Source organism: Flavobacterium sp. ST-158, assembly GCF_058309975.1.
Map to the genome: position 1 here is coordinate 180942 of NZ_JBZEEN010000001.1, position 26686 is coordinate 207627.

26 protein-coding genes and 2 tRNA genes are annotated in these 26686 nt (G+C 33.1%); 18 read left to right on the plus strand and 10 right to left on the minus strand.

Annotated features, from left to right (window positions below; genetic code table 11):
* Nucleotides 1-20: 20 nt before the first annotated feature.
* The 3 genes from AC4FRF_RS00725 to AC4FRF_RS00735 all read right to left on the minus strand — a co-directional run bounded on the left by AC4FRF_RS00725 (nt 21) and on the right by AC4FRF_RS00735 (nt 5500).
* The gene (locus AC4FRF_RS00725; protein ID WP_491157524.1) at nt 21-3503 is read right to left on the minus strand and encodes a SusC/RagA family TonB-linked outer membrane protein; all 3483 of its coding nucleotides are present in this window, start codon (nt 3501-3503) and stop codon (nt 21-23) included.
* A gap of 100 nt (nt 3504-3603) precedes the next feature.
* A complete protein-coding gene (locus tag AC4FRF_RS00730) occupies nt 3604-4788 on the minus strand; it encodes a FecR family protein (RefSeq protein WP_491157525.1) in 1185 nt (394 codons plus the stop codon).
* Nucleotides 4789-4948: 160 nt separating this feature from the next.
* Nucleotides 4949-5500, minus strand: coding sequence for an RNA polymerase sigma-70 factor (locus AC4FRF_RS00735; protein WP_491157526.1), 552 nt, complete (start codon nt 5498-5500; stop codon nt 4949-4951).
* Between the two features lie 394 nt (nt 5501-5894).
* Between AC4FRF_RS00735 and AC4FRF_RS00740 the strand changes: the two genes are divergently transcribed.
* The 13 genes from AC4FRF_RS00740 (at nt 5895) to AC4FRF_RS00800 (ending at nt 14905) form a co-directional block, all read left to right on the plus strand.
* On the plus strand, nt 5895-6473 hold the full coding sequence (locus AC4FRF_RS00740; RefSeq protein ID WP_491157527.1) for a Crp/Fnr family transcriptional regulator: 579 nt from the start codon (nt 5895-5897) through the stop codon (nt 6471-6473).
* 139 nt (nt 6474-6612) lie between these two features.
* A complete protein-coding gene (locus tag AC4FRF_RS00745; RefSeq protein WP_491157528.1) occupies nt 6613-7329 on the plus strand; it encodes a pirin family protein in 717 nt (238 codons plus the stop codon).
* A gap of 14 nt (nt 7330-7343) precedes the next feature.
* A complete protein-coding gene (locus AC4FRF_RS00750; RefSeq protein WP_491157529.1) occupies nt 7344-7628 on the plus strand; it encodes a GNAT family N-acetyltransferase in 285 nt (94 codons plus the stop codon).
* A gap of 30 nt (nt 7629-7658) precedes the next feature.
* Nucleotides 7659-8066 carry an OsmC family protein gene (locus AC4FRF_RS00755; RefSeq protein ID WP_491157530.1) on the plus strand — a complete coding sequence of 136 codons (408 nt, stop codon included), beginning with the start codon at nt 7659-7661 and terminating at the stop codon, nt 8064-8066.
* A gap of 2 nt (nt 8067-8068) precedes the next feature.
* Nucleotides 8069-8293, plus strand: a complete 225-nt coding sequence (locus AC4FRF_RS00760; protein WP_491157531.1) for a (4Fe-4S)-binding protein — start codon at nt 8069-8071, stop codon at nt 8291-8293.
* 2 nt (nt 8294-8295) lie between these two features.
* Entirely contained in the window at nt 8296-8826 is a 531-nt protein-coding gene (locus AC4FRF_RS00765; protein WP_491157532.1) for an NADPH-dependent FMN reductase, read from the plus strand.
* A gap of 228 nt (nt 8827-9054) precedes the next feature.
* Entirely contained in the window at nt 9055-9729 is a 675-nt protein-coding gene (locus tag AC4FRF_RS00770) for a response regulator transcription factor (RefSeq protein ID WP_491157533.1), read from the plus strand.
* Between the two features lie 3 nt (nt 9730-9732).
* Nucleotides 9733-11094 carry a HAMP domain-containing sensor histidine kinase gene (locus AC4FRF_RS00775; RefSeq protein ID WP_491157534.1) on the plus strand — a complete coding sequence of 454 codons (1362 nt, stop codon included), beginning with the start codon at nt 9733-9735 and terminating at the stop codon, nt 11092-11094.
* Nucleotides 11095-11195: 101 nt separating this feature from the next.
* On the plus strand, nt 11196-11918 hold the full coding sequence (locus tag AC4FRF_RS00780) for a hypothetical protein (RefSeq protein WP_491157535.1): 723 nt from the start codon (nt 11196-11198) through the stop codon (nt 11916-11918).
* 108 nt (nt 11919-12026) lie between these two features.
* Nucleotides 12027-12554, plus strand: a complete 528-nt coding sequence (locus AC4FRF_RS00785) for a YceI family protein (RefSeq protein ID WP_491157536.1) — start codon at nt 12027-12029, stop codon at nt 12552-12554.
* Between the two features lie 180 nt (nt 12555-12734).
* Complete coding sequence (gene fabD, locus AC4FRF_RS00790) at nt 12735-13607, plus strand: ACP S-malonyltransferase (protein WP_491157537.1); 873 nt, start codon at nt 12735-12737, stop codon at nt 13605-13607.
* 148 nt (nt 13608-13755) lie between these two features.
* Nucleotides 13756-14544 (plus strand): HipA family kinase, encoded by a 789-nt coding sequence (locus AC4FRF_RS00795; protein ID WP_491157538.1) that lies wholly within the window; start codon nt 13756-13758, stop codon nt 14542-14544.
* Nucleotides 14522-14905, plus strand: coding sequence for a DUF3037 domain-containing protein (locus tag AC4FRF_RS00800; protein ID WP_491157539.1), 384 nt, complete (start codon nt 14522-14524; stop codon nt 14903-14905). The genes AC4FRF_RS00795 and AC4FRF_RS00800 overlap by 23 nt, the downstream gene beginning before the upstream one ends.
* 60 nt (nt 14906-14965) lie before the next feature.
* Here the strand turns inward: AC4FRF_RS00800 and AC4FRF_RS00805 are convergent, their stop codons facing one another.
* Together AC4FRF_RS00805 and AC4FRF_RS00810 are read right to left on the minus strand one after the other, a co-directional pair.
* Nucleotides 14966-15409: a nuclear transport factor 2 family protein gene (locus AC4FRF_RS00805; RefSeq protein WP_491157540.1), complete on the minus strand. Its 444-nt coding sequence runs from the start codon at nt 15407-15409 to the stop codon at nt 14966-14968.
* 2 nt (nt 15410-15411) lie between these two features.
* Entirely contained in the window at nt 15412-16545 is a 1134-nt protein-coding gene (locus AC4FRF_RS00810) for a DegT/DnrJ/EryC1/StrS family aminotransferase (protein WP_491157541.1), read from the minus strand.
* Nucleotides 16546-16699: 154 nt separating this feature from the next.
* Between AC4FRF_RS00810 and AC4FRF_RS00815 the strand changes: the two genes are divergently transcribed.
* Together AC4FRF_RS00815 and AC4FRF_RS00820 are read left to right on the plus strand one after the other, a co-directional pair.
* Nucleotides 16700-17926, plus strand: a complete 1227-nt coding sequence (locus AC4FRF_RS00815; RefSeq protein WP_491157542.1) for a 3-deoxy-D-manno-octulosonic acid transferase — start codon at nt 16700-16702, stop codon at nt 17924-17926.
* Between the two features lie 427 nt (nt 17927-18353).
* Nucleotides 18354-18554, plus strand: a complete 201-nt coding sequence (locus AC4FRF_RS00820) for a hypothetical protein (RefSeq protein ID WP_491157543.1) — start codon at nt 18354-18356, stop codon at nt 18552-18554.
* Between the two features lie 95 nt (nt 18555-18649).
* Here the strand turns inward: AC4FRF_RS00820 and AC4FRF_RS00825 are convergent, their stop codons facing one another.
* The 4 genes from AC4FRF_RS00825 to mutS form a co-directional block, all read right to left on the minus strand.
* Complete coding sequence (locus AC4FRF_RS00825; protein ID WP_491157544.1) at nt 18650-18997, minus strand: DUF1508 domain-containing protein; 348 nt, start codon at nt 18995-18997, stop codon at nt 18650-18652.
* A gap of 94 nt (nt 18998-19091) precedes the next feature.
* Nucleotides 19092-19177: transfer RNA gene (locus AC4FRF_RS00830), tRNA-Leu, on the minus strand.
* Between the two features lie 14 nt (nt 19178-19191).
* Nucleotides 19192-19264 (minus strand) — tRNA-Gly (locus AC4FRF_RS00835).
* A gap of 145 nt (nt 19265-19409) precedes the next feature.
* Complete coding sequence (gene mutS / locus AC4FRF_RS00840) at nt 19410-22016, minus strand: DNA mismatch repair protein MutS (RefSeq protein ID WP_491157545.1); 2607 nt, start codon at nt 22014-22016, stop codon at nt 19410-19412.
* A gap of 163 nt (nt 22017-22179) precedes the next feature.
* Between mutS and AC4FRF_RS00845 the strand changes: the two genes are divergently transcribed.
* The 3 genes from AC4FRF_RS00845 (at nt 22180) to AC4FRF_RS00855 (ending at nt 25422) form a co-directional block, all read left to right on the plus strand.
* A complete protein-coding gene (locus AC4FRF_RS00845; RefSeq protein WP_491157546.1) occupies nt 22180-22623 on the plus strand; it encodes a DUF1573 domain-containing protein in 444 nt (147 codons plus the stop codon).
* Between the two features lie 82 nt (nt 22624-22705).
* A complete protein-coding gene (locus tag AC4FRF_RS00850; RefSeq protein ID WP_491157547.1) occupies nt 22706-23242 on the plus strand; it encodes an RNA methyltransferase in 537 nt (178 codons plus the stop codon).
* Between the two features lie 32 nt (nt 23243-23274).
* A complete protein-coding gene (locus AC4FRF_RS00855; protein WP_491157548.1) occupies nt 23275-25422 on the plus strand; it encodes an Ig-like domain-containing protein in 2148 nt (715 codons plus the stop codon).
* Between the two features lies 1 nt (nt 25423).
* On the opposite strand, the gene folK is transcribed toward AC4FRF_RS00855, so the two are convergent.
* On the minus strand, nt 25424-26560 hold the full coding sequence (gene folK / locus AC4FRF_RS00860) for a 2-amino-4-hydroxy-6-hydroxymethyldihydropteridine diphosphokinase (protein ID WP_491157549.1): 1137 nt from the start codon (nt 26558-26560) through the stop codon (nt 25424-25426).
* Nucleotides 26561-26686: the final 126 nt, after the last annotated feature.

Here is a 26686-nt window from a genome sequence, read left to right on the forward strand (position 1 = left end):
TTTAAAAAATTAATCTAGTTTTAGAAACTAATATTTATCCCAGCAGTAGCTGTAAATGGATTTGGATACGCTCCATAATCAAAGCCTACCATTACACCTGATTGATAAGTACTACCTTCTGGGTCATAACCTAAATAATCAGAGAATACATAGACATTTTCCATATTTAGATATAACTTAATATTACTTAACTTCATTTTTTCGACTAAAGTTTTAGGCAAATTATATCCTAAACGAATGTTTTGGATACGAACAAACGAACCGTCTTCTACCCAGTAACTAGATCCAAAATCACGAACTGTAGTTGGCAACATACGTGGTTTAGGAATCTTTCCGTTTCCAGGCTCAGCTTCTGATTTCCAGTAATTATTCACCACAGCATACATATTACGATTTCCTCCACCTACACCTGATTTTAAATATCTAGCATTATGATTTAAAATTTCTCCACCTTGAGAACCGCGCAACATTACTGACAATTCAAAGCCAGAGTATGAAAAATTATTGGTAAGTCCCCATTGGTAATTTGGTTGATAATTCCCAAGATAGGTTCGGTCATTAGAATCTATTTTACCATCTTTATTAACATCTTTTACTTTAGGATCTCCAGCTTCACTACCTGGCCATACTGGATAATCATTATTATCCAACTCCGCTTGCGACATGATTACACCATCTATAACATAACCATAATACATACCAATAGGTTTACCTACTGCAGTACGAGAAGTCATACTACTAACATTAATATCGATAGGAGCATCATTTACACCAAGTTTCAATACTTTGTTGCGGTTAGCAAAAATATTAAAGTCCGTACTCCATTTAAATTTACTATCAATATTTTGTGTGCTTAGATTTATCTCGTATCCTCTGTTTTCAAGCTCTCCAATGTTTGTTAAGGTAGAAGTAAACCCAGAAAGAATAGGAATAGGCACATTAAGCAATAAGTCTTTCGTTTTTGAATAATAGATATCAGCGGTGAATTTTATACGCCCATTAAAAGCCCCTAAATCAACACCAAAATTGGTTTGACCCGTTTTTTCCCATTTTAAGTTTTTATCGGCAAAGTTAGAAGTACTAATCCCTTGGTTCACTGTACCTGAACTTACATAAGAATTATAGCCTAACACTCCAATTGAACCATAGTTTGGAATTTGATTATTACCAGTTGCCCCATAACTTAATCTAACTTTCATATTACTAATCCAAGAAACGTCTTTTAAGAAATCCTCTTCAGAAATACGCCAAGCCAATGATCCAGAAGGAAAATACCCCCATCTATTATTAGCTCCAAAACGAGAAGAACCATCAGCTCTAATAGCTGCTGATGCTAAATATTTTCCTTTATAAGAATAATTAGCACGAGCTAAATAAGAAACTAATGACCATTCTTCCGAAAAAGTACTTCCTGAATTAACAACACCTGCATTTAAAGTATGTACTAAATCATTTGGAAAATTACCGGCTGTCATAGAGCTATTATCCAAAGTTTGTTCCTGTGCAGAATAACCTGCTAATACATTTAAATTGTGATCTGTATTAAAGGTCTTATTATAAGTCAGCGTAGTTTCTGAAATCCAGTTATTTGATTGCAGCGTTTTAAAATCAGCCTGTGCTGGAACCCATCCTGAGTACCCCCAATTTTGTCCTGCATTCCAATAAAATTTATGAACGGTATTTTCAATATTAGAACTTGCCGAAGTTTTAATGGTTAAATCTTTAATAATGTCCCATTCTAAATAAGAAGTAATGGTAGAGACATTAGTCGTTTTTTCAGCAGTTGCTTCTCTTGTTAAGGCATATGGATGCCAAAGTTGGAAACCATATTTTGCAAAAGTGTTCCAAATAGAAGCAGGATCTTTAAAACCAAGACTTCCCGTTTCAACATACAAAGGGAAGAACGGATCACTTTGCAAAGCTAAACTTACTACATCACTTTTACCACCTGTACCATATGGTGCTTCTTTTGCACGGCTAATACCAATATTTAACCCCATGCGTACATGATCATTAAACTTATGCTTGATGTTTGATCTTAAGTTGATTCTATCATAGGTATTTCTATCAACAACACCTTCTGAATTTAAATATCCAAGTGAGGTCATGAATTGAGTTTTCTCACTTCCACCAGAAGCCGATAATTGAAAATTACTTGTATTTGCAGTTCTAAACACCACATCCTGCCAATCGGTACCATTTCCAATACGTTCAATCCAAGCTGGATCAGAAAATTCAGTAGGAACAGTTACGTTTATTCCTCTTGTAGCCGATGGATTAGCAGCCACAATAGTTGCCCATGAATTATTTCTAGCAGCAGTATTGAATGCAATAAATTCTGAAGCATTCATCATATCAGTCTTACGATTCACATGAGAAATACTTGTTTCTATAGTTGCATTAATTTTAGTTTTTCCTGCTTTTCCTTGTTTTGTTGTAATAATAACAACCCCATTTGCACCTCTAGAACCATAAATTGCGGCAGAAGAGGCATCTTTTAAAATATCAATAGACTCAATATCATTAGGATTAATGGAGTTCAATGGATTTCTGTTATAGCTCAAATTACTCCCTGAACTAATTCCAGTATCAGTTGAATTAGTTGTGCTGTCCTCTAATGGAATCCCATCAATTACATAAAGTGGAGTTGTTCCTGCATTAATTGAAGAAGCACCACGAACTTTAATTGTAGGTGCAAGTCCAGGCGCACCTTGAGACTGTGTAATTTGCACACCAGTTGCTTGTCCTGCAAGCGATTGAAGCACATTACTATTAGACCTTCCTTCTAATTTATCAGATCCTATAGAAACTACAGAGCCTGTCAAATCTTTTTTCTTAACAGAACCATATCCAACAACTACAACCTCCTCTAAAGTAGCGGAATCCTCCTCTAATTTAATGGAAAGATTAGCTTGTCCATTTACTGGAACTTCTTTGGTTTTAAAACCAATATAAGAAATTACTAATACGGCTTTGTCGCTTTTTACTTTTATTGAAAAATTACCATCAAAATCCGTTTGGATTCCATTTTTAGTTCCTTTTTCAACAACATTAACTCCTGGAATTGGCTGTCCTGAGTTATCAATAATTTTTCCGCTAACTACTTTTTGTTGTACATTGTTGTTTGAAACAGCAACTGTCTTTTCTTTAATTAAAATTGTATTATCATCCGTAAGCTCAAAGTTGAGATTATTAGATGACAAACATTGATTTAACAAAGTAGACACTGCAATTACTCCTTTTTTAAGCTCGACATCTGGCATGTCTTTAAACACTTTTCTAGGATAAACAAAGTTTAAATCAGTCTGTTGTTTTATAATTTTAAATACCTCATAAATACTTACGGATTGATCTTTCTCAATTTTCACATTTGCCTGAGCAAATGCACTGTTGATATTGAGACAAAATACATTTGTACACCATAAAAAGATAAATGCTCGCATAACAGTTTTAATTAGCCGTTCTTTAACGTAATCAAAAACATCAAATTCTTTAATTTTCATAATTTTTGGGATTGGTTGGTTATACAATAAGTTAATAGATTTAAATAGTTTGGAATGAAGAAAGCATAACTCTATAACAGCTGCTTACGTGTTTGTGGTTTTACTCCAGGATTACTTGTTTGTCTTTTATTTCATAGTTTTTAATAATTTTAAAATATTTAATACTTTTCAAAATCTCGTCTAAAGTTTGAGTCTTTCTTAAAACCCCATCAAAAATTTCATTTTCAATTCCTTTATTTTTAAAAGTAAAATCAACATCATACCAGCGTGACAATACTTTGATCATCTCTTTAAGCGTTATTTTTTCGAAACTAAAAACACCATCTTTCCAGGATATTTCATTAAAAACATCAACATTTCTAATTGCCGAATTATTGGTGGCTAGGTTTACATTCAATTGTTGATTAGGAATTAACCTTAGCTTTTTGTTTTCAATATTTACATCTACTTTCCCTTCAACTAAAGTGGTGTAAACATTAATCTCATCTCTATATGCTTTAATATTAAATTCTGTCCCTATAACATCTACTTGCTGTTTGTTGCTGATAACTTTAAAATGAGCTCCTTTATGTTTTGTACTAGGTGATACCGCAAAATAAGCTTCACCATAAACTAATTCTACCTGTCTGGTTTGGCCCTCAATAAATGCCACTGGAAATTTTAATTTAGTTTCAGAGTTCAACCAAACTTGAGTACCATCTGATAATTTAATAAAGAATTTACCTCCTCTAGGAATAGTCAAATAATTGTAAACTACTTCGGCTGTTTTAGTTTCGCCTGCTTCATAAACAATTCCTTCTCCATTACTGCTGGCATTTTGAGTTTTTAATGAACTCCCATTTACTAATGCTATTTGGGAACCGTTCCCTAATGTAAGTGTGGCTTTATCAGTACCTGGTTCAAGATTTTTTTTATCTTGCTTAACTACTACTGGAATATTTTGAACCGATTTATTAAAAATATCATCCTTAAATAAATAAGTTGTACTTAAAACACCTATCAAAATTGCTGCTGCCACATATTTCATAAAATGAAATATCTTTTTTGGTGCTGAATTTTGTTGTTTTTGAGAAGTGGCTAGTATTTTATTTTGAATACGTATAATATCTTCCTGAGACATCATCGCTTTTTCATCTAAAATTGACAACACTTCTTCAACAGTCGGCAGTCCATTAGCATTTGTTAAACCCTGAACATACTCTATCACTTCATCAACCTCTTTTTTAGAGCATTGATTCAAGATGAATTTTTTTAATATTTTATGGATATAGCTATCGTGTTGCATAATATTTAGGTTCTTATATATAATACAGATGAGAAATAGAAAAGTACTATCGAGTATTATTATTTTTTTTCGAAAATTAAAAAATAACACTCAAAAAGAAAAAAATACAAACAAATAGAAAGAAAAAAAGAAAGAAAAAACCAAAAATATTAAAGGCGTTTTATTCTAACCAACGGGAAGAAATAAGAGTAATAAGAAGTGCAACATCCCCATGAGTTTCTAAAAAATGTCTAATTTCTGCTAAGGCTTTGCTCATTTGACCTTTTACAGTACTGACAGAAATATTCAATTCTTTACTGATTTCCTCATAACTCATTTCTCGATTACGAGACATTTCAAAAATAATTCTGCGCTTAGGAGGCAATTGTTCAATAGCTTTATTCTTGATGGTATCATAATCAGCTTCAGCAAGAATATCCTCAATAGGACTATATGATTTTTGACTGCTGTAAAACACCTCTTCCTTAAACTTACGATTATTAGCTATTTTGCTAATACTATTAAAGGTTAGATTACGCGTTATGGTAAACACATATGATTTGAAGGATAAATCAGGATTAAGTCTGTCTCTATGCAACCAGATATTCATAAAAACTTCCTGAACTATTTCTTCGGCAAAAGCTTCATTCTTAAGCATACTAAAACTATAGGCATAAACATCATTACAATAGATATTAAAAAGCTCACTAAAAGCTTTCTCATTACCTTCCATAAGATTTACGACTAGTAGTCTATTATTAATTGCTTTTGTTTCAGACATTAGAAAAAATTTCTACAAATAAAAGATTGATAATTTATTACAAACTCAGTTATTTTGATTGAGAATTCTTATTTTGAATTCCATTAAATGCTAATATAATAATTTAAATTACAAGCTACTTAAATTAAACAACTATAAACGAAAACATTCGAAAATTTAGAATAAAAATCTTATCCCAATACTAAAATCTATTGAAAACGCTAGATAAAAGACAAAAAACAAATGCTAGCATGTAATGATAAGAGAAGTGCTAACTCATGCAAATAGTAAATAAATTATTCAAAATAAGAAAAACAGCACCCAACTAAAATCACTATCTTGCAGGACATAACTGTAAAAAAGCACAATGTCTTTGATTTTAGATAATATTGAAAAACATGTTGCTCTTACACCCGAAGAGCAGCAACTTTTTTTAAGCAAACTCGAAATTCAACATCACAAAGCCAAGACTATTTTGTTGAGTCCGGGGCAAATTTGCAAACACTCTTATTTTGTAAATTCAGGTATTTTAAGAAGTTTTAATATTAATGACAACATAGTAGAACATGTTTTAAACTTTGCTTGCGAAGGCTGGTGGATTGGCGATATGTACAGTTTGATTTCTCAAAAACCTGGAAATCTTTTTATCGAAGTTTTAGAAGATGCTGAATTAGTACTGCTTTCTAAAGAAAACCAAGAGCAACTTTATACCGAAATTCCTAAACTGGAACGCTTTTTTAGAATTCTTATCGAAAATTCGTTAGTAGCGCATCAAGAGCGATTGATGGATAATTTGAGTTTATCTGCCGAAGAACGCTATGATAAATTTCAAAAAAAATACGCCGACTTACAACACAAAATACCTCAAAAGCAAATTGCATCTTATATAGGAGTTACTCCAGAATTCTTCAGTAAAATGAAAAGTCGATTATTAAAAAGTAAATAATATTCTATTTTTTCAAATCAACTTTGGTTCTTATTCCTAAACCTTGAACACCGAAAACTATTTCTTAATCTAGGTTAAGTACAAAATGCTTGTGATGGCTGTACATTTGTAATATAATAATCAATAAAACAAATATATCATGGCAACTACAGTTTTACACAAAGCAGATACAAGAGGACACGCAGATCACGGATGGCTAAACGCATACCACAGCTTTAGTTTTGCTAGCTGGTACAACCCTGATAGAGTTCAGTTTGGTACACTTCGTGTATTGAACGATGACACTATTGCACCAGGAATGGGTTTTGGAACACATCCACATGACAACATGGAAATTATTACTATTCCACTAGAAGGTGATTTGGCTCACAAAGACAGCATGGGAAATGCAGCTACTATAAAAACAGGTGATGTTCAAGTGATGAGTGCCGGAACAGGAATCCAACACAGTGAATTTAATCCAAATGCTGATCAAAGAACTAAGTTATTCCAAATTTGGTTGTTTCCAAAAACTAGAAATGTAACCCCTCGTTACCAACAAATAACCTTAGACAAATCTTTAGAGAAAAATGATTTCGCTCAAGTTTTATCACCAAATCCAGATGATGCAGGAGTTTGGATTCACCAAGACGCTTGGTTCCATTTGGCTGACTTTGATAAAGATTTTTCTAAAACTTATGAAATCAAAAAAGAAGGAAACGGAATGTACGTTTTTGTAATTTCAGGAACTATTACTGTGAATGGACAAGAATTAGAAACTCGTGATGGTTTAGGAATAACTGATTTTAAAACTTTAGACATCAAAGCAACTAGCGATGCTAAATTCTTATTGATGGAAGTTCCAATGAAACACTAAAAAAACGAAAAATCATGGAAGGAATAATAGGTTTAGAATACAACGAAAAAAAAGGTTATTTTTATGTAAAAGTAAATGATAAGATTGAAGCAAAAATGACCTTTGTTTTTGCTGGTCCACACAAAATAATCATTGATCATACCGAAGTAAATGCTGGAAACAACGGCAAAGGCTTTGGAAAAAAAATGGTAGAACAAGCGGTTTTATTTGCAAGGGAAAACAATTTAAAAATCCTTCCTCTATGTCCATTTGCCAAAAAAGTTTTTGATAAAACACCTGAATATAGTGATGTTTTGTAAACATTCATCAAATCTGATTTATAATTAGTTATGAAAAATTTAGTAGAAAAAGATATTATTGGAACTATAGGCACTCAAAAATATTTGTGTACCGTTTCATGGCGTAATGGCCAACTTATTATGGATGAACCGGAAAGCAATGGCGGAAAAGACTTAGGTCCTGATCCTTATTCGGCACTTTTAGCTTCCTTAGCTGGATGTACTCTAGCAACCTTGCGTATGTATATTGATCGAAAAGGCTGGGATATACCCGAAATTAATGTTGCTGTAAATGCCACTCAAGAATTAGACGGAGAATTTGAAACCTTATTTTCAAGACAAATCTCTTTTTCTTCTGAAATTACTGAAGAACAAAAAACGCGATTATTATTAATTGCCGATAAATGTCCTGTTTCTAAAATTTTAAAAGGAAAAGTAACTATTAACACCAAACTCTAATTATGAATCCAAAAGACCTTACCAAAGAATATACAAATGGCGAAGTTACCATTGTATGGCAATCAGCAAAATGCATCCATTCGGCTAATTGTGTTCGCAACAATCCTGATGTATTCCAACCCAAAGAAAAACCTTGGATCAAACCCGAAGGTTCAACTACAGAAAAAATTATCGAAACCGTAAACAAATGTCCTTCGGGAGCATTGACTTACTTTTTAAATAAATAAAAATGACTAAAAAAATTATCGCCTTTGGCGCTTCATCAAGTAAAAACTCCATTAATAAACAATTAGCAACCTATGCAGCATCGCAATTTGAAAACGCCGATGTTGAAGTTTTAGACTTAAACGAATATGAAATGCCCATTTTTTCTTTAGACAAAGAATCGGAAAATGGAATTCCAACACTAGCAACTGATTTTTTCAACAAACTGGGAACTGCCGATTTAATTGTTATTTCATTTGCCGAGCATAATGGAGCTTATGCTACTGCATTTAAAAATATATTTGACTGGACTTCCCGAATTAATCCAAAATTCCTTCAGGAAAAACAAACCCTACTTATGGCTACTTCACCAGGACCAAGAGGAGGTCTTTCGGTTTTAGAAATTGCAAAAAACCGTTTTCCTTATCAAGGTGCTGACATTAAAGGAAGTTTTTCGTTGCCAAGTTTCAATGATAATTTTGACATTGAAAAAGGAATTACAAATGATAAATTAAAAGGAGAATTAGACGAAATTATACAATCAATAACTCTTTAAAAAAGAATCAATCCTTTATTAAAAGCGTTACCTTAAGTAGCGCTTTTTTATTTTTCAAAAAAAGACAAACCAAGGTATTGCATTTTTATAAAAAAATCAAAATCCAATCTTTAATCACATACAAAACAATAGCACTCACTACGATTTTAATAAAAAGAAAAGATAAAACACAATTTTGTATAATTTTAAAAAGACAATATTTATTTTTGATACAGAAAAAAATCATTTATGAAACTACTCATCGTTGAAGATGAACCGCATCTTTTATCCATTATACGAAAAGGACTTTCGGAGAAAAACAATGAAGTAAGCGTTGCTCTTGACGGAACAACAGCACTAGAAATGATTTTGAATCACAATTTTGATGTGATTGTTTTAGACATTATGCTTCCAGATATTAACGGAATCGAAATTTGCAGAAGATTAAGAGCTGCTAAAAACTTTGTCCCAATTTTACTTTTAACTGCTTTAGGCACTACTGAAAACATCGTTACCGGATTGAATGCTGGTGCCGACGATTATCTGGCAAAACCGTTCAAATTTTCAGAATTGGAAGCCAGAATAGCAGCATTAGCCAGACGTTCAAGCCAAGAACACAAACCTAACAGCTTGATTCAAATTGATGATTTAGAAATTGACACTAGAGCCATTTCAGTAAAAAGAAATGGAGAACCCATTCAGTTGACCGCCAAAGAATTTAAATTATTGCATTATTTGGCTAGCAATGCCGACACTATTTTATCCAGAGAAAAGATTCTAGAAAATGTTTGGGATATAAATTTTGACATGAATACCAATGTAGTTGATGTCTACATTAATTATTTAAGAAATAAAATAGACAAACCATATCAAAACAAATTAATCCAAACTATCAAAGGTTTGGGATACATTATAAAATCATAACTCATGCAAATTAGAAAAAAAATAACCATTACTTACATTGCACTTTCGGGTTTTAGCACCCTGCTTTTGTGCATTGTTATTTTTTCTCTTTTCAAGCAAAACAACCAATATTATTTCATTAAAAGACTCCAAGACAGAGCCAAAATTGCTTCGTCAGCTTATTATCAAAAAAATCTTGAACAAAAAGATTATTTCAAAAATTTTAAAAAAAGAGGACTAGAAGAATTGGTTGAAGAAAATGATTTTGTGTTAAAAGTAAACAGCAAAAATACTTTTGAATACAATACTGATTTACATCTCCCACCAGAATTTTATCATACGATAATGAAAAAAGGTTCCAGCTGGATTGAGGAAAATCATCGTTATTATTATGGACAAATTTTCAATGAAGGAGGTCAAAAACACATTGTAATTGTGACTGCCATAGACCGCCGTGGCAATACTAGTACTATTTATATTTTACAAATACTAATTTTTGGAGGAATTGCTTTTATAATTTTAGCTTACTTTTTCGGTAAGTTTTTAGCCCGAAGAGTAATCAATCCTATTGCTCGAATTACAAATGAAGTGCATCGCATTAGCGCTTCTAACCTTCATAACCGATTGGCTGACACCAATGGTAATGACGAAATATCGGATTTGACCAAAACCTTCAACGATATGCTGGATCGCTTAGAAACTTCTTTTGAAATCCAGGCTAATTTTATCAATAACGCTTCGCATGAACTCAAAACGCCAATAACCACTATTATTGCCGAAACCGAAATCATGCTTTTAAAAGACCGTGAAAAACAAGAATATATTCTTTCTTTAGAAAACATCAACAAACAGGCCTCTAAATTAGGAAACCTTACCGAAAGTCTTCTAAAACTAACCCAAACAGGCTATGATGGCACCAAACAGGTTTTAGATATTGCTCGCATAGACGAAATTCTTTTAGAAGTCAAGGCTTCAATTGACACTCTTTTTCCTAATAATCGCGTCAACATTAGACTGAATACTATTCCGGAAGACGAAACACTTTTAACCATTCCTTGCAACAGACCTTTATTGGAACTCGCTTTGAATAACATCATCTCAAATGCTGTAAAATATTCAGATAACGACGAGGTTTTTGTAAGTCTTTCAATAGATCAATCTAAGATTAAAATTGCTATTACCGATATTGGAATTGGAATCCCTCCCGAAGACATTCCGTATTTATACGAACCTTTCTTTAGAGGAAAAATAGCTTCTAAATACAACGGTTACGGATTGGGCTTACCATTGGCTATGAAAATTATCCGAATGCACAATGGCGAATTGCAAATTCAATCGGAAACTGGAAAAGGAACGGTTGTGAATATTACTTTCGAAAAAAAGTAACATTAGAAATTCTAATGTAGAATCTTAGGAAATTCTAATTTTAATCCAAGAAGACTCTAATGTTCAAGCATTTATTTTGTATGTATAAATGAACTATACATATGAAAAACTTCTTAATCCCATCAATATTAGAATCGGATACAATAACCGCAGTTAGGATAGCTATCCAACAATCTAGAGGTCAAAAATGTACTGTTTATATACTATTAGTTAACGAAATTCCAGAAACGTTTTCATCAGCAACTTACTTAAGAACGATGAAAAGTGAGTTAAACCCTACCCAAAAAAACGTATTGGATTATTGTAGAGAATTAATCACTATTTCTCAAAATTGCAACTTAAAAATTCATCATCAATATGGTATTTCGGTTCCTTTAATGAAAAATTTAATCGAACAATTAGAAATCGAATTAACGATACTTAGCACATCATACAAATCAGCAAAAAAGAAAATCCACAATCAATTCATACAAATTCTTTGTAATTGCAAATGTCCAATTTTACATTTAAATCCTAATTGTGATGTTTTTGATTTGACTAAAGCCATGTATTTAGAACAAAACTTTTCTAAACTTCAGTTGGAAGATTTACTGGAATTGATTCCTAAAAATTTTAATTTCAGAATTGTCAGCAAGGCTAAAATTTTTAACGATCAAAATCCCGAAGATTTACAATCATTATTAAAAGATACCATTTCCAAAAACAACATTGACCTTTTAATAGAAACCAGAAAACCTAAAAAAATCAAACTCAAAAATAAAAATATAAACGCAACTGAAAGTCTGGACCTTCCCATCCTTTCCTTGTATGAAGAAATAGTCTAAACAAAATGAGAGTTTTTTTTTATTTCTTAATCTAGGTTAAGAGCTCCATCCTTAGTCTTGCTGTAAATTTGTCTTATCAAAATGATATAACAATAAAAAGATACAATTATGGCAACTACAAAATGGGCAATTGACGCTACTCACTCAGAAATTGGATTTAAAGTAAAACACATGATGTTTACTAATGTTTCGGGAAAATTTAATAATTACGAAGCTAATATTTCAACTGAAGACGACAACTTTGAAAAAGCAACCATTGAATTCTCGGCAAACATAGATTCAATAAGCACGAACAATACAGATAGAGACAATCATCTAAAAAGTGGCGACTTTTTTGATGCTGAAAATCATCCAAAACTAACTTTCAAAGCCACTTCTTTTACTAAAAAAGGCGAAGATTATGAGCTAATTGGCGATTTAAGCATAAAAGACATTACTAAAGAAGTAAAACTAGCTACTGAATTCAGCGGATTAATGAAAGATCCATGGGGAAACACCAAAGTAGGTTTGAATATTTCTGGTAAAATAAACCGTAAAGACTGGGGCTTGAACTGGAATGCTGCTCTAGAAACTGGTGGTGTTTTAGTTGGTGAAGAAGTAAAATTGAACATCGAATTACAATTGTTAAAACAATAAAAATACCGAATAAAGACTATCAAACCCTACGAAGCCTTTCTGTTTCAACACGAAATAGAAAGGCTTTATTTTTTTGTCATTTTTTAAATAAATTTATAAATCCTAAAAAAATACTACTTTTGCATCCCGATTGAATAATTTTTCAATCTTTAAATATTTCAATTTTTAAATTAGAAAAATATGAAGGCATACGTATTTCCAGGTCAAGGAGCACAATTTACAGGAATGGGCAAAGACTTATATGAAAACTCTCCATTAGCAAAAGAATTATTCGAAAGAGCCAATGAAATATTAGGTTTCCGCATCACAGATATTATGTTTGAAGGAACTGCAGAAGAATTAAAAGAAACTAAAGTTACCCAACCAGCTGTATTTTTACACTCTGTTATTTTAGCTAAAACTCTAGAGAATTTCAAACCAGAAATGGTAGCGGGTCACTCTTTAGGGGAATTCTCTGCTTTGGTGGCTAATGGTGCTTTATCATTTGAAGATGGATTAAAATTAGTTTCTCAAAGAGCTTTAGCGATGCAAAAAGCCTGCGAAATAACTCCTTCCACAATGGCTGCCGTTTTAGGATTAGCTGATACTATTGTAGAAGAAGTTTGTGCTTCTATAGATGGTGTTGTGGTTGCTGCAAACTACAACTGTCCGGGACAATTAGTAATTTCAGGTGAATTTAAAGCAGTTGAATTAGCTTGCGAAAAAATGAAAGAAGCAGGTGCTAAACGTGCGTTGTTATTACCAGTAGGTGGCGCTTTTCACTCACCTATGATGGAACCTGCAAGAGAAGAATTAGCGGCTGCCATTGAAGCAACTACTTTTTCAACCCCAATTTGCCCAGTCTACCAAAACGTAGCGGCTACAGCTGTTTCTGATGCAAATGAAATTAAGAAAAACTTAATCATCCAATTGACCGCTCCTGTAAAATGGACACAATCGGTACAACAAATGATTGCTGATGGCGCTACTTTATTTACTGAAGTTGGTCCAGGAAAAGTATTGACCGGATTAATTGGAAAGATCAATAAAGAAGCTGCTACTGCAAATGCATAAGTAGATTTAGAAAATAAACAATACAGAATCAATCCTCATAAACCAAATGTTTGTGAGGATTTTTCTTTATTAAAAAATTTTGAAATACAAAATAGCCCCATAATTGCAGCCTGATTTTTAGCTATCTTTGTTCAAAGATTTTCTTTTTATGATTCCAAATTTACGAACAGTAAACGTTACCCGATACATTACTCCACTTAGAGAAGGTGGCTCCTTACCTGCATTGGCGGAAGCCGATGACGATTTTAAATATGTCTTAAAATTCAGAGGAGCTGGTCATGGCGTAAAAGCTTTGATTGCCGAATTTTTGGGTGGTCAAATTGCAAAAATTTTAGGTTTACCAGTTCCTGAATTAGTTTTCGCCGAATTAGATGAAGCTTTTGGGAGAACAGAAGCCGATGAAGAAATTCAGGATTTATTAAAGTTTAGCCAAGGATTAAACTTAGGTTTACATTATTTATCTGGTGCCATCACTTATGATGCAGCAGCCAATGATTGTGAAGCTTTATTAGCTTCAAAAATTGTTTGGTTAGACGCTTTTATTACAAATGTTGACCGAACTTTTAAAAACACCAATCTATTAATTTGGAAAAAAGAACTTTGGTTGATTGACCACGGCGCTTCGTTTTATTTTCATCATTCCTGGACTAACTGGGAAAAAACAGCTGTAACGCCTTTTGTCTTAATTAAAGATCACGTTTTAATTCCTAAAGCATCTCAACTTGAAGAAGCACATGAAACATGCAGCGCTAAACTAAACGATTCCATCCTTGAAGAAATTGTCAATCAAATTCCAGAAGATTGGTTGCAATGGGAAGATCAAACTATAAGTCCAGCCGAAATCAAAGCCATTTATTTTCAGTTTTTAAGCCTACGCTTACAAAACGCCGAAATCTTTTTAAAACAAGCTCAAGATGCACGAAAAACACTTATATGATTATGCTGTCATTCGTGTGGTACCAAGAGTAGAACGCGAAGAATTTATCAATCTAGGATTAATGCTGTATTCCAAGCGTCAAAAGTATTTACGCATTCAGTATCAAATTCCTACAGCTAAAATCAATGCTTTTTGCAAAGAATTTGATTTGGAGCAACTCAAAATTAATTTAGATTCTTTTGTTGCTATTTGTGAAGGCAAAAAAAACGCAGGCCCAATTGCTCTATTTGAAAAAGACGAACGCTTTAGATGGCTTACCGCAGTAAAAAGTTCAAGTATACAAACCTCAAGACCACATTCGGGCTTTAGTGATGATTTAGACAGCACTTTTGAAAAACTATACCAAGAATTAGTTTTATAATAAAAAATCCCAAATTAACTCAGGTTAATTTGGGATTTTTTATTGCTATACTTTTCTACTTTATACAGGCAATTTAAAAGCTTGTCTGGCTATTAACAGCCATTTCCCTTTTTGCTTTTGCCAAACTAACATAATACCTATTTTGATATCTTTTTCAACACCACTATCCTTAGTATGTGCAGCCAAATTGTGTCTTACTATCGCAACATCTCCAATAACTTGGATACTTTGATTTTGAAATTCTATCGTTACAAAATCCGATTCACCATTCAGTAATTTTTCAATAAAAACGGTTTGATCCTGAAGTACGCCACTGGAATGACCATAGCTCAAATCCTTTGCTGTTAATGCTTTCAAGTTCGCTTCAGTAGGATCTATCAAAGCTTTTCGAAGAGCTTCTACCTGATTTGCAACCGCAGTTTCTTCATTTGAAACAGTTTTTGTTTGCGCCAGATTTGAAAATGAAATTAATACTAAAACAAGCAGTAAGAAATACTTTTTCATAATTATTTATTTAAAAATTCTAAAATACTATCTGTAATAAATTGAATTTGTTCGTCTTCTAATTCCGTATGCATTGGAAGAGCAATAACTTCTTTAACCAACTCATTCGTTACCGGAAAATCCTCTTCGTTATAACGAACATCAGCATACGCTTTTTGCGAATGCAATGGAATTGGATAATAAATAGCACAAGGAATTCCTTTATCTAACAAATGCTGCATCAATGCATTTCTATCGGAATTGATAATTCGCAACACATATTGATGAAAAACATGATTGTTTTCTGTATGGTCAAATGAAGGTGTAATAATATTTACATGACCCGCTAAAGCCGTATTATACTTAGCCGCCGCTGTACGACGCGCTTCATTATAATCATTCAAAAATGGCAATTTAGCATTCAATACTGCCGCCTGAATACTGTCTAATCGTGAATTTACACCTACCACATCATGATGGTAACGCTCGTACATTCCGTGATTTACAATTCCTCTAATGGTATGTGCCAACGCATCATCATTAGTAAAAATAGCTCCGCCATCTCCATAACAACCTAAGTTTTTAGATGGAAAAAATGAAGTAGCGCCCACATGACCTATCGTTCCTACTTTTGATTTTATTCCTTTTGTCGAAATATAATCCGCTCCTATAGCCTGAGCATTATCTTCAATAACATATAAATCATGTTCCTTAGCCAAAGCCATAATATCATCCATATTCGCCGCACGACCAAATAAATGTACAGGAACAATTGCTTTTGTTTTAGGTGTAATAGCTGCTTTAATTCTTTCCAAAGAAATATTCATAGAATCCACATCAACATCTACCAAAACAGGAGTTAATTGTAACAAAGCAATTACCTCGACAGTTGCAGCAAAAGTAAAATCGGCAGTAATTACCTCATCTCCTGGCTGTAACCCTAATCCCATCATCGCAATTTGCAATGCATCTGTACCATTAGCGCAAGGAATTACGTGTTTTACTCCTAAATAATCTTCTAAAGATTTTTGAAACTGATGCACCTGAGGTCCATTAATATAAGCAGTATTATCTAAAACTTCCTGAATAGAAGTATTTACTGTAGCAGCAATTTTATCATATTGACTTTTTAAGTCAACCATTTGAATTTTCTTCATTTCAACTTAATTAAATAGTTAGAAAGCTGTAGTATTAACACTTATTGTTTAAACATCAAACTTTCATAAAAGGGAAACAAAAATAGCTATTATTGATTTCAAACCAATGATTTTAAGCCAAAGAAAATGTATTTTAGCCCCAAAAAATATCCGAATGCTTTTTCTATACAATTTCATCATTACAATTGCCGATTTATTCTTAAAAATCGTAGCACTTTTTAGTCCAAAAATGAAACTGTTTGTTTCAGGAAGAAAAACAGTTTTTGATACGCTTTCGCAAAAGATAGACACAAAAGACAAAACCATTTGGTTCCACGCCGCTTCTTTAGGCGAATACGAACAAGGGCTTCCTGTTATTGAAAAAATAAAAGAAAAATATCCTGCACATAAAATTGTACTGACTTTCTTTTCTCCATCAGGTTATGAAGTTAGAAAAAATAACCCGCTAGCAGATATAACGGTTTATTTACCAATGGACACCAAAAAGAATGCACAAAAGTTTCTAAAACTAGTTCATCCTGAAATGGCTTTTTTTATTAAATATGAATATTGGCCGAATTATCTGAACGAATTAAAGAAATCAAATACACCTACATATTTAATCTCAGGTATTTTTAGAGAAAACCAAATGTTTTTTAAATGGTACGGACAATTTTACAGAAATGCATTAAATAGTTTCACTTTCTTTTTTGTCCAAAATGAAAAATCTAAAAAACTGCTACTTGAGTTAAACCATACAAATGTGGCGGTTTCCGGCGATACACGCTTTGACAGAGTGGTTAGCATTTTAGAAAAAGACAACACTTTAGATTTTATTGCTGAGTTTAAAAACAACACGACTACTATAGTAATAGGAAGTTCATGGCCAAAAGACGAAAACCTTTTAGTTAAATACATCAATTCTACTACACAAAAAGTAAAATTCATCATTGCGCCACATAATATAAAGAGCGAGCAAATCCAACAATTAAAAAATAACATAACTAGAAAGACCGTATTATTCTCTGAAAAAGAAAACAAACACTTAGCAGATTTTGATGTATTCATCATTGACACTATCGGGATACTAACAAAAATATACAGCTACGCTGACATTGCTTATGTAGGAGGAGGTTTTGGAAACCCAGGTGTCCACAACCTATTAGAACCAGCTACTTTTGGAGTCCCAATTATCATTGGCCCCAACTATTCTCATTTTGCCGAAGCAATTGAATTGGTAAATCTTGAAGGCTGTATTAGCATTTCAAACAGCGCTGAATTAACCGAAACTTTCAATTATTTGCTTACAAACGAAATTAATCGTAAGAAAAAAGGTAGTATTTGCAAAAACTTTGTAAAAAATAATAAGGGAGCTACAACATTAATTTTAGATAAAATCTAAACAAAAAATAGTTCTATAAGCAGAAGTAAAAAATCAATTCAACATTTTTCAGGCATTTTTTAAAGACTAATATCAGCTATGAAATCGCACTAAAAGAATCGCAAAAATCTTCATGCTTAAAAATTGTATTCTTAAAAAAGATAGTTTCCAATCTCGTAATTTACAAAATATCCCAAAAAAGCAACAAATACAAAACTAAAAAGCTATCAATCAAAGCATTAAAAAAACGCGATACAAAGACTATTTTTAAGTCAAATTAACAAAAGTTGCTTTTAAACAATACTAATTTTTAGATACAAAACTTACATTTTAAGTCGCAAAATATAATCGAATAATATTTTAAAAAAAAAATGAAAAAATATTTTACGTGTCAAAAATTTTATATCTTTGCTCCGAATTAATAATTAACCTTTTATAATAAAGTAAGATGAAAAAAGTATTTTTAAGTTTAGCTGTAGTTGCTGTATTAACTGTTGTATCTTGTAAAAAAGCTGAAGCTCCTGCTTCTGAAGAAGCTGTTGACACTACTGCTGTAGCTGTTGATACTGCTGCTGTTGCTGTTGATACTGCTGCTGTTGCTGTTGATACTGCTGCTGCTGAAGCTACTGAAGCTCCTGCTGCTGAGTAATTTTAAATTACAGTAAAAAAAATAAGCCGTTCACATTGTGACGGCTTTTTTTACGCCTTCTATTTTCTATCCAGCAAGATAAAAAACAAAAAAAATCAATCCTCAAATACAAAATCATTATTAGCAAAATCCAATATCTCTGCTTTAGATCCGTATTTAACAATTTCGTCAATACCTTTTTGAACCATTAGCTCAGTAGAATATTTTCGACTCACAGCTATTACTCTATCCCCCGTAACCACCCTAAAGAAAAACTTTCCTTTTGAGGTCTTAAACTTCACATACGAACAACTTTCAAAAACCGATCGCAAATATTCCGCATCGGCCTCACAATCCATTCGCAATTCATAAGCATTACTCGTAAAAATTGTTTTTCCTTTTCTGGAAACAAATTCAAATTTGTAATCTCCACTAAATCGTTTACTAATCACAAAAGTCCCCATATTATTTTTTACCTCAAATAAAAGAAATTATCATCCAAATACAAACTAGCCCAAAATAAAAAAGCTCCAAACATTATGTTTGAAGCTTTCTTTGTACTCAGAGCGGGACTTGAACCCGCACGAACATTGCTGTTCACTGGATTTTAAGTCCAGCGTGTCTACCAATTTCACCATCCGAGCATGATATGGTTTCGAGCGAAAAACGGGGCTCGAACCCGCGACCTCGACCTTGGCAAGGTCGCGCTCTACCAACTGAGCTATTTTCGCATTATCAATCCTTAAAAAGAACCGCGATACTTGTTCTGTATTGCGGATGCAAATTTAAGACCTTTTTTCGATTACACAAGCGTTTTTATTGAAAAAATAAATATTTTTTTCTAATATTTTGATTTACTTGATTTTAAAATAAAAATTATTTCCTTGTCAACATTCTTTTTATTTCATTGAGTTTCATCAAGGCTTCCACTGGAGTAACCGAATTGATATCGATATTTAAAATCTCTTCTTTTATCTCCTCTAACAGCGGATCATCTAAATTAAAGAAACTCATTTGCATTTCTTCCTTATCTGATTTGATGCCGTTTAAAGCATCACTAGAATGATCTTTTTCTAATTTTTTCAAAATCTTTTGTGCTTTCAAAATCACAATTTGAGGCATTCCTGCCATTTTAGCCACGTGAATACCAAAACTATGTGCACTTCCTCCTTTGACTAATTTTCGAATAAAAAGCACATTATCTTTCAACTCTTTAACAGAAACATTATAATTCTGAATACGTTTCAACGACTCACCCATTTCATTCAACTCGTGATAATGGGTTGCAAATAAGGTTTTAGGTTTTGATGGATGCTCATGCAAAAATTCAGCAATAGCCCATGCAATAGAAATTCCATCATAGGTACTTGTTCCTCTACCAATTTCATCTAAGAGCACCAAACTTCTATCCGAAATATTGTTCAAAATAGAAGCAGTTTCGTTCATCTCGACCATAAAAGTAGATTCTCCCATCGAAATGTTATCACTCGCTCCTACTCTGGTAAATATCTTATCTACAATTCCCATTTTCACACTATCAGCAGGCACAAAACTTCCCATTTGAGCCAAGAGTACAATTAGAGCCGTTTGGCGTAAAATAGCCGACTTACCCGACATATTAGGCCCAGTAATCATAATTAACTGCTGCGTTTCTCTATCCAAAAAAACATCATTTGCAATATAAGGTACCCCTACTGGCAATTGTTTTTCAATAACCGGATGCCTTCCATTTTTAATATCCAACTCGAATGTTTCGTCTAATTCCGGACAAACATATTTGTTTTCAATAGCCAATTGGGTAAAAGAACACAAACAATCCAATTGTGCCACTAAATTAGCATTCAATTGAACTGGTTTAATATAAGTAGCAATCCATGCTACTAATTGCTCAAATAATTCTGATTCAATTTTATGAATTTTTTCTTCAGCACCCAGAATTTTAGCTTCATATTCCTTTAATTCTTCTGTAATATAACGCTCGGCATTTACCAGCGTCTGTTTTCTAATCCATTCGACAGGAACCTTATCTTTATGCGTATTTCTAACTTCTATATAATACCCAAAAACATTATTAAAAGATATTTTCAACGAAGAAATTCCTGTTCTTTCAGATTCTCTTTTTTCAATTCCCTCTAAAAATTCTTTTCCAGAACTAGAAATCGCTCGCAAGTCGTCTAATTCTTCATTAACTCCTTTTGCAATAGCATTCCCTTTATTGATAGCTACAGGAGCATCTTGATTTAAAGTTGTTTTTATTTTTTCTCGCAATAAATCACAACTATGCAGACTATCACCAATGGTTTTTACCGCTTCTTGCGGACTAGCCAAGGCTAATGTTTTTATTGGTATAATTGCATCCAAGGATTCTTTTAAATAAACTACTTCCCGCGGAGAAACCTTTCCGGCTGCAATTTTAGAAATCAAACGCTCTAAATCGGAAATTTGTTTAATCTGGTATTGCATTTTTTGCAAGACCTCCTGATTATCTTTCAAATAAGAAACCACATCATGACGACTTCTTACTTTATTACTATCTTTAAGAGGTAAAGCCAACCAACGCTTTAACAAACGCCCTCCCATTGGTGACAACGTCTTATCTATTACATCCAAAAGTGTAACAGCATTAGGATTATAGCTATGATACAATTCGAGATTTCGAATAGTAAATCGGTCCATCCAAACATAAGCATCCTCAGCAATTCGTTGAATAGCCGTTATATGTTGTACTTTATTATGTTGAGTCTCGGACAAATAATACAAAATAGCACCCGAAGCAATAATTCCTTCTTTTAGCTCTTCTACACCAAAACCTTTTAAAGAAACGGTTTGAAAATGTTTGGTTAAAGTTTCAAATGCATAATCTTCTTTATAAACCCAATCCTCCAAATAAAAACAGTGGTAATCATCGCCAAAATTTTCCTTAAAATCGTTTTTATTGTTTTTTTGAATTAAAACTTCCGATGGGCTAAAATTCTGTAACAACTTATCAATATATTCTCCATTTCCCTGAGCCGTAAGAAACTCACCTGTAGAAACATCTAAGAAAGAAATTCCGATGGATTTATTGGTAAAATAAACCGAAGCTAGAAAATTATTGGTTTTAGATTGCAACACCTCATCATTCATGGAAACACCAGGAGTAACTAATTCGGTCACGCCACGTTTCACAATGGTTTTAGTCATTTTCGGATCTTCCAATTGATCACAAATAGCCACTCGAAGTCCTGCTTTTACTAATTTTGGCAAATAAGTATTTATGGAATGATGCGGAAATCCAGCCAAGGCAGTTTCTGTTTCTGAACCGGCACCACGTTTGGTTAATGTAATTCCCAGTATTTTTGCCGATCGAATAGCATCTTCTCCAAATGTTTCGTAAAAATCTCCTACTCTAAACAACAAACAAGCATCCGGATACTTTCTCTTTATCTCATTATACTGTTTCATTAATGGAGTTTCCTTAACTGTTTTCTCTTTAGATGCCAATTTATTTCGTGTTTTATTTATTAGAAAAATGAGAAAGCGAATTTAAAAATTTTATAATGAATAACCACCACTTCAAAAATTAAAAGCATTTTTAAGTAAATTTTAAACCATTGGCATGATTTTTTCTTTAGATTTGTTGTATAAAACATAAAATTTAAAAAAAATGAAAAAAATAATTTTACTTGCAGCACTTGTTGTTTTTGGAATTACTACTTCTAAAGCTCAGGAAACAACTAAAAAAATCAAAGCAACGGCTACTAAAATGGCAAAAGTAAACGGTGCAGGAATGGTTTTTGAAACTGAAACTATAGACTACGGAACTATTGCTCATAACGCTGATGGAAAACGTGAATTTGTTTTTACTAATAACGGAAACAAACCTCTTATCATTACTAATACTGTAGGTTCATGTGGATGTACAGTACCTTCAACTCCAAAAGAACCAATTGCTCCAGGAGCTAAAGGAGTAATTGGCGTAAAATATGCTACTGACAGAGTGGGTGCTTTTACTAAAACTGTAACTGTAACTTCAAATGCAGAAGGACAAACTACAAAAGTTTTAACTATCAAAGGAACAGTACTTCCTGATGACGAGAAAAAGAGCTAAACTTTAAATCACAAAATACTCAAAAGAGCTTCCTTTCTTAAAATCGGAAGCTTTTTTTATTCGAATAAATTGCATCATAAAAATGAGAAAACTAGAAAACAGCGAATTAGAACGCAAATCTGTTGAAGACTTTAAAAAATCAGATAAAACACCACTTATCTTAGTTTTAGACGATGTGCGTAGTTTGCATAATATTGGTTCTGTTTTTAGAACTGCTGACGCTTTTTTGATTGAAAAAATATATCTATGTGGCATCACCGCCACACCACCTAATAAGGAAATACATAAAACAGCATTAGGTGCTACCGAAACTGTAAGTTGGGAACACAACGAAAATGTATTAAACACCATAAGCACTTTAAAACAAGAAGGTGTTATAACACTAGCCATTGAACAAGTAGAAAGTGCTATTTTTTTGCAAGATTTTAATCCTGAAAAAAATCAAAAATACGCTTTGGTTTTCGGAAATGAAGTGCATGGTGTAGCGCAAGAAGCTGTCGCCTTATGTGATGGCTGTATTGAAATTCCACAATTAGGAACCAAACATTCCTTAAACATTTCCGTTAGTGCCGGAATTGTAGTTTGGGATTTATTTCAAAAAATGAATTGGTCAAAATAACGTCATATTCAAAAAAATAATACTTTTACAATATGACAAACAGGGTATTATATATTGTAACACTAGTATTATTTATCGCAAATCAATCCTATTCTTCTACAAACATAACTATTGATCCTCCAACAATAACAGCCGAAGGCTATGAAACCTATTGCCCGGGAACTTATCAAAAGATTGCCAAAAATGTACTTATTACAAACGACCCATCTGAAACGAGTACTGATGCCGTTTACATTCAAATTTCTTCAGGATATGTTTATGGACAGGATTTATTAATATTGAATGACTTATTTAAAAGTACTCACCCATCAATAACAAGTTCTTTTTCTGCTTCAGAGGGAAAGTTAAAATTATTTAGTTCGACAAATGATTTAATACCTTATTCCGATTTTAAAGAAGCTATTGAAGCAGTAGAATTTTACAATTCATCACCTTCACCTTCAGGCAGCAGAAGTTTTTCTATAACCATAGGCGCAGGACAGCTTAGTTACTTACCTCGAAACGGTCATTATTATGAATATGTAGACAGTTATGGGATTAGCTGGACTGCAGCCAGAGATGCTGCTTCAAACAGACCTCCCTATCACGGCTTACGAGGTTATTTAGCCACCTTAACCGCTTCCGATGAAGCTCAATTAGCAGGCGCACAGGCACCAGGCACAGGATGGATTGGCGGAAGTGATGCCGAAATTGAAGGCACTTGGAAATGGGTTACCGGACCTGAAGGTCTGGAAAACGGAGGAAGTGGTAGGACTTTTTGGATTGGAACCGCAAACGGATCAAAAACAGCTCCTGATTATTATGCGAATTGGAATAATAATGAACCTAATAACAACATACAGTCTTTTAAACCAACTGGCGAGCATTATGCCCATATTACAGCACCCGAAATTGGAAAGCCAGGAGCGTGGAATGATCTTTCTAATGATGGAGATCCTCCAGGCAATTATCATCCAAAGGGCTACATTGTAGAATATGGCGGAATGCCCGGTGATCCTGAATTGCATCTTTCAGCAAGCACAACCCTAAGCATACCTAAAATAACAGATACTACTCCAGCATCAAGATGTGGAAACGGCTCAGTAACACTAAAAGCAACAGCTCTTAATGGAACAGTAAACTGGTACGATACTCCCACAGAAGGAACTCTTCTAGCAACAACTAATAGCTTTACAACTCCAAATTTATCAACAACAACAGACTACTATGCCGAAGCTGATGGTTGCGAATCTACAAGAGTAAAAGTTACAGCCACTATCAATAAAATCCCAACCTTAACCGTCTCTACCACCACAATACCTATATGTGGCTCAGGAAAGACTACTTTAACTGCTACTACTGATGTGGGAAACATCAACTGGTACAACACAGCAAACGGAGGTAGTATTGTTGGTACTGGAGCACAATTTACCACTCCAACAATTACACAAAATACAATCTATTATGCCGAAGCCGTTAACAATGGTTGCAGTACTGGAAACAGAACATCTGTAAATATTGTAGTAAATACGCCTCCCATAGTTATGGATGAAGCCGTTTCTTTTTGCCAAGGAAACAGTATTGAACTAGATGCTGGACTTTCAGGAATGCGTTATTTATGGTCAACAGGAGCTAATTCTCAAAAAATTTCAGTATCTACTGCTGGAACGTACACCGTAGATGTTACTAATTCTGATGATTGCAGCAGCCAAAAAACGATTATTGTTACAGAACATATTCTTCCTGAAATTAATTATGTAGATGTAAACGAAACTACAGTAGTAATTTATCCAAAACAAGAACAATCTTATTTTGAATATTCTATTGATGGAACTAATTTTCAATCTTCTAATGTATTTTTTGACGCCCCAAGTGGATTACAGACTGCATTTGTTAGAGAAATAAATTCTTGCGGAATGGATACTAAAAACTTTATTGTTTTGATTGTTCCAAAATTTTTCACTCCAAACAATGATGGCTATAATGACCGTTGGGAAATTAATGGCTTAATTTATTATCCAAAAGCAAGTGTAACTATTTTTGACCGCTATGGAAAATTAATAAGCATTTTAAATGCACAAAATCTGAGTTGGAATGGAACTTATCACCAAACAATGCTTCCGGCTTCTGATTATTGGTATGTATTAAAAATCGACAAAGACAGTCCTGAAATCAGAGGTCACTTTTCTTTAAAAAGATAAACTAAGCATTGATTTTTTTCTGAATTTCTTCTAAAATAAATAGATAATCCGATTGATTATGAACAAAATCTCTATTGGTAACATCGATAATTAGAATATTCAAATCAGTGTTAAGCTGTAAATAATTCAAATAAGCCGTATTAATTTTTTCTAGATATTCTGCTGAAATTTCCTGTTCATAACTTCGTCCTCTTTTTTTGATATTTGCTAATAATTGCTCTGGATTTTGCAATAAATAAACATACAAATCAGGCTTGGGAATTTCTTTGTAAACAATATCAAAAAGGTTTTTATACAACTGATATTCTTCGTCTACCAAAGTAACTTTGGCAAAAATCAACGATTTAAAAACATGATAATCGGCAACTAAAAAATCATTTTGCAAATCCACTGCCGCCAAATCTCCTGAAATTTGCTCATACCTGTCCACTAAAAAAGACAATTCTAGCGGAAAAGCATAGCGCTCTTGATCCTTGTAAAATTTCTCCAAAAAAGAATTTTCTGCAAAACGTTCCAAAAGGGTTTTAGTATTAAAATCTTGTGCTATTTTAGTGGCTAAAGTGGTTTTTCCTGCACCAATATTCCCTTCAAAAGCTATATAATTCAGATTTTTAAGCAATAGTTGTTGCAGCGGATTTTCGATAGTTGCAACTGCTTCGCAAATACCTTCATCAGGGCAACTTGCCACTAATTCTGTAATGCTTTTATTCAAAATAGGATGCATCCAGTTTATGGTTAAGTCCTGAAAAGGAAGCAACACAAACTTTCGATCTTGCATTAATGGATGTGGTATTTGGAGGGTTTCTGTTTGAATAATCACTTCATCAAAAGCAATTAAATCTATATCAATAATTCGAGATTGATAGCTACTTTCATTTTTTCGAATGCGCCCTAACTTTTGTTCTATTGACAAGGCTTTTACAAGTACTTCGGAAGCAGAAATATGGGTATGTAGCACCAAAGCACAATTATAAAAAGCATCACTATCAAACCCCCAAGCAGCGGTTTCATAGACTTTAGAAACCTCAATAACGGTTCCTATTTCCTGATGTATTAATGCAATACAGTTTTTTATAACTTCAAGTCGGTTGCCTTGATTACTCCCAATGGATAAAACAACCTGGTGCTGTGCTTTCATATTAAGTACAAATTAACTAAAGAATTTTAGAAATAGCAATATATTTGCATAAAGTGTCTGCATCCTAGTTCCAGAAAGAACCTAAATTTGGGATGCTTTTACTCTAGAAAATCAAAGAATACTATT